Here is a 4,571-nt window from a genome sequence, read left to right as displayed (position 1 = left end):
ATTCTTTTTTAACTAACAAGCAATTTTAAAATTATTTTTGAACTTATTTTAAATTCCCCGTTTTTCCAGTTTTTTAAATGAACTTATCCCTCTTGCGGGGTGCAAATATAAAAACTAAATCACTCCCTTTCCAAATAAAATTTAGTGTTTTTTTGTCTTTTTTTTAACCTGTTGATAACTCGTGATTTACAAATTCGTTTAATAAAAACTACTGGTATTGACTAACTAACAGCAGCCTTGTTTCTTGCTGATATAAGCAAAATGTCCAACATAGCCCCGATAGCAGCTAGCTACCGTGTAGCGCGGATAGCGGGAATGCACGCCCCAAAGACAGGGAAATACAGTGCTACTAAAATTTAAAAGGGATGTCTACTTTTTGACCTGTGCTTTCTTTTCCCAATAATCATATAGTTGGTCAATATCTACAGGTTTAGCAGGTGTTTGAGGCGCTAATCTTCCTCTGATGAAAGCGCGATCAAGAATGGATTCTATTAAAAAATCTTCATTAACCTCATAGGGAGCATATTTTGTTTTGAGATTTATATCGAATAATTTGGCGGTATTATTGGACCAGAAAGCTTTCCAGCCGCTTTTGTAATCTTTAATCAGTTCGAAAGTTGTAAAACCGGTTTGACGATGGATAAGTTTGACTAATATTTGACCTTGCTTTCTTGAGAGTTTCTTTAGTTGACCTGTAAATTCATTTTCCATGTAGTCTTCAACTATTTTGAAATATTTCTTTTTCTCTCTGTTGGTTTTCATTTTGTCCATGTTCTTATTCAGAGTGGTCATTCGGTCAGCGGCAATTTTTGCAATTGGATATACTTTATAGACTCTGTTTTGAAGTAACAAAAACTCTTTCTTTTCTTCCGGACTTAGTTTTTGTTTGTAAACAACAACTTCTTCGAGCGGAACAATAGTATCATTCTCGTTTACTACGACTTCCTTTTTTGTAATGGAATCGTTTGTGACTTGGGCGTTTGAAATAAAAGAAACGCAAAGAAATAAAAACAAATAAATTAACTTTTTACTCATGCGCTCAAAATTGTCATTTTTGTGTTGGTGAATCTTCGATTTCATCGATTAGAATTATTAGGGTAAAAATATGGAATATCCCTAACAACTGTAATGCCAAATTTATATTTTAGCAAAAAAATATTTATGGCGACAAAATCTATACTTACCAAATCCTCACTTTCTTTTTTAGAAACCTATTTAAATAATGCCTCTCCAACCGGTTATGAATCGAATGGTCAAAAACTTTGGATGGACTATTTGAAACCTTATGTAGATACTTTTATAACGGACACTTATGGCTCGGCTGTGGGAATAATTAATCCGGATGCTAAGTATAAAGTGGTTATTGAAGGACATTCTGATGAAATTTCATGGTATGTAAATTACATTACTGCCGAAGGATTAATATATGTTATAAGAAATGGTGGTTCAGATCATCAAATTGCTCCTTCTAAAAGAGTCAATATTCATACTAAAAAAGGAATTGTTAAAGGCGTTTTTGGCTGGCCGGCGATTCATACCCGAAATCGCGGGAAAGAAGAATCGGCAACCTTGCATAACATATTCATTGATTGTGGTTGCTCTACCAAAGACGAAGTTGAAAAACTAGGCGTTCATGTTGGTTGCGTTATAACATATCCTGATGAATTCATGATTTTGAATGGCAATAAATTTGTTTGTCGTGCCATCGACAATAGAATGGGCGGTTTTATGATTGCCGAAGTTGCGCGACTTTTGAAAGAAAATAAAAAGAAATTACCTTTTGGGTTATATGTAACCAATTCCGTTCAGGAAGAAATTGGACTCCGTGGTGCTGAAATGATTACCAACACAATAAAGCCTAATGTTGCTATAGTGACTGATGTTTGCCACGATACTACAACTCCAATGATTGAAAAGAAAATTGAAGGCGATTTACAAATGGGGAAAGGTCCGGTGATTGCATATGCTCCGGCCGTTCACAATACATTGAGAGAGTTAATTGAAAATACAGCTGAAACTAATAAAATTCCTTTTCAGCGTCATGCTACTTCAAGAGCAACAGGAACCGACACAGATGCTTTTGCCTATAGTAATGGCGGCGTTGCTTCGGCTTTGATTTCGTTACCGTTGCGTTACATGCATACTACGGTTGAAATGGTTCATCGGGAAGATGTTGAAAATGTCATCAAACTGATTTATGAGAGTCTGCTGAAAATAGAAAACAACGAGACTTTTTCTTATTTCAAATAATCCAAAACAAAAAGCATCCCAATAAATCGGGATGCTTTTAACTTTCGCATGGCTGCGAAAGCAATCAACCTAAACTTATAATTTTAAATCTACCATAATTGCAGCATCATTGTTGTAAACTTTAACGCATTGGATTTTACGGTTAATTTTTTCAAAATCTAAAGGAAAGAACTCATTTGAAATAGCGCTTTCAATAATTTGATTGTCTTCAGCAATTCTGTCTTCAAGAGTTGTTTCTAAAGAAAGTGGTTGAGTAATTTCTTCCTGACTTTCAGTAATTGATTTGTTTTCAGCTATTACATCTTCGGTAGTTTTTACATAAGTTGTTTTGATAACTGAAGCTGGATTAAAAATTGCTGTGTCATTTGCAGTATCCTCGCAATTTGAGAATTCCTGATTTAAAGAAACCAATTGGTTTTCCTGTTGTTGGAAATCTTGAGTTTTAAACTCGTTAGCTGCGTTTGCAGTTGTAAAACTTAAAGCAACTAGTCCTAAAAAAATGATTGTTGTTTTCATGATGATTGATTTTTTATGATTTGATGATTTTATTATTTAGATTAATATCCTATGCAAATATATGGCTAAAAACAGGTATCTTGTTTTGCATAGTACTTAAATTTAACAAATTTTTAACATTTAAACCCTTTTTACTGATGATTTTAAATAAAAAATCACCGTCTATGTGAATAAACGGTGATTTTTATGTTGGCTTAAGCTTGTTTTAAATAATCTAAAGCTTCTTGTGCTTTTGAAAACTCTGCATATTTTAATGCAGTGTTGCCTCTACTATCTTTAACTTTTTTGTCTGCTCCTCTTTCAAGTAAATATTTAATAATATCTACTTTGTTATAACGGGCAGCAAACATTAATGGAGTTAATCCGTTAGACAATTCGTTTACATCTGAGCCGTACTCGACGAATTTTCTAACTGTTGCTAAGTCTCCTTTCATAATAGCAGCACATAGTGGTGTGTTGTCGTAATTTACAATTTCTTTTGAAGTTGAAAAAGTTGAAACAGTGTTTGCTACTGCAACATCTGTAAAAGCTACTAGAGCTAATCCTAAGATAATGATTGTTTTTTTCATGATGATGATTTAAATGTTAATGATTAAAGAATAAGACTATCGTATTTGCAATTCGTTACAGAAAAAAATATAATAACATTTATTTAACAGATGGGTTGTTAATTATTTAGCAAATACAAAGAACAAAAAAACCATGCAAAAGCATGGTTCGTTAATCTTTATTTGAATGTTAATTATCGGTTGAGAAAATTCAATACATTCTTTTCTATTCTTTGATTGATGTTTGAGATATCTGCTTTGATAAATTTTTCTCCTAATATATTTTCATACAATTCGATATAGCGCTCTGATACAGTTTCAATGTATTCATCAGACATATCCGGGATTTGTTGTCCATCTTTTCCCTGAAAACCATTTTCAATTAACCAACGGCGAACAAATTCTTTTGATAACTGCTTTTGTTCTTCGTCATTATCTTGTCTTTCCTGATAACCTTCAGCATAAAAATAACGGGATGAATCCGGCGTGTGGATTTCATCAATCAACACAATCATTCCGTCTTTGGTTTTACCGAATTCATATTTGGTATCAACCAAAATCAAACCTTTGCTCGCCGCAATTTCAGTTCCGCGTTGGTATAAATCTCTAGTGTATTTTTCCAATATCAAATAATCTTCTTCTGAAACGATTCCGTTTGCCAAAATAGCTTCACGCGAAATGTCTTCGTCGTGTGAACCATTATCCGCTTTGGTTGTTGGAGTAATTATTGGAGTTGGGAATTTGTCATTTTCTTTTAAACCTTCTGCCATTGTTACTCCGCAAATGGTTCTTTTTCCTAAAGCATATTCACGGGCTGCATGACCTGAAAGATAGCCACGGATGACCATTTCTACTTTAAAAGGTTCACATAAATGACCAACGGCAACGTTTGGGTCTGGCGTTGCAATAAGCCAATTAGGGACAATATCCTGAGTCAAATGCATAAACTTAGTAGCGATTTGATTTAGAATTTGTCCTTTATATGGAATTCCTTTTGGCATTACGACATCGAAGGCAGACAATCTATCGGTAGCAATCATCACCAACAATTCGTCGTTGATGTTATAGACTTCACGGACTTTTCCACGGTAAACCGATTTTTGATAGGGAAAATTGAAATGGGTTGTAGTTATAGTATTCATTATGTTGTGTTGTTGTGGGTGCAAAAATAGGAATTTGAGATTTAAGATTTAAGGTTTTTAGAATACTTTTTAAAGTCAAAAAAGAAACCCTATCAATCTTTAACTTGATAGGGTT

At 33.7% G+C, this 4,571-nt stretch carries 5 protein-coding genes; 1 reads left to right on the top strand and 4 read right to left on the bottom strand.

What is annotated here, in order from left to right; genetic code table 11:
• Positions 1–369 precede the first annotated feature (369 nt).
• Positions 370–1,080, bottom strand: a complete 711-nt coding sequence (locus tag ABIQ27_RS01345; protein ID WP_348031335.1) for a DUF4294 domain-containing protein — start codon at positions 1,078–1,080, stop codon at positions 370–372.
• An 81-nt stretch (positions 1,081–1,161) separates the two neighbouring features.
• On the opposite strand from ABIQ27_RS01345, the gene ABIQ27_RS01340 reads away from it, so the two are divergent.
• Entirely contained in the window at positions 1,162–2,250 is a 1,089-nt protein-coding gene (locus ABIQ27_RS01340) for a M42 family metallopeptidase (protein ID WP_348031333.1), read from the top strand.
• A gap of 75 nt (positions 2,251–2,325) precedes the next feature.
• Here ABIQ27_RS01340 and ABIQ27_RS01335 read toward each other — a convergent pair whose 3' ends face one another.
• The 3 genes from ABIQ27_RS01335 to ABIQ27_RS01325 all read right to left on the bottom strand — a co-directional run bounded on the left by ABIQ27_RS01335 (position 2,326) and on the right by ABIQ27_RS01325 (position 4,456).
• Entirely contained in the window at positions 2,326–2,766 is a 441-nt protein-coding gene (locus ABIQ27_RS01335; RefSeq protein WP_348031331.1) for a hypothetical protein, read from the bottom strand.
• Between the two features lie 194 nt (positions 2,767–2,960).
• Positions 2,961–3,335 (bottom strand): ankyrin repeat domain-containing protein, encoded by a 375-nt coding sequence (locus ABIQ27_RS01330; RefSeq protein WP_348031327.1) that lies wholly within the window; start codon positions 3,333–3,335, stop codon positions 2,961–2,963.
• A gap of 173 nt (positions 3,336–3,508) precedes the next feature.
• Positions 3,509–4,456, bottom strand: coding sequence for a phosphoribosylaminoimidazolesuccinocarboxamide synthase (locus ABIQ27_RS01325; RefSeq protein WP_348031326.1), 948 nt, complete (start codon positions 4,454–4,456; stop codon positions 3,509–3,511).
• Between the last annotated feature and the right edge of the window lie 115 nt (positions 4,457–4,571).

It is taken from the genome of Flavobacterium sp., from assembly GCF_039916025.1.
GTDB lineage: Bacteria > Bacteroidota > Bacteroidia > Flavobacteriales > Flavobacteriaceae > Flavobacterium.
This window is presented reverse-complemented; position numbering and strand designations above follow the sequence as displayed.

What these genes read in the sequence shown, in the direction of transcription:
- ABIQ27_RS01345 (WP_348031335.1), bottom strand. Translation starts at nt 1,080, where the DNA reads ATGAAATCGAAGATTCACCAACACAAAAATGACAATTTTGAGCGCATG.
- ABIQ27_RS01340 (WP_348031333.1), top strand. Translation starts at nt 1,162, where the DNA reads ATGGCGACAAAATCTATACTTACCAAATCCTCACTTTCTTTTTTAGAA.
- ABIQ27_RS01335 (WP_348031331.1), bottom strand. Translation starts at nt 2,766, where the DNA reads ATGAAAACAACAATCATTTTTTTAGGACTAGTTGCTTTAAGTTTTACA.
- ABIQ27_RS01330 (WP_348031327.1), bottom strand. Translation starts at nt 3,335, where the DNA reads ATGAAAAAAACAATCATTATCTTAGGATTAGCTCTAGTAGCTTTTACA.
- ABIQ27_RS01325 (WP_348031326.1), bottom strand. Translation starts at nt 4,456, where the DNA reads ATGAATACTATAACTACAACCCATTTCAATTTTCCCTATCAAAAATCG.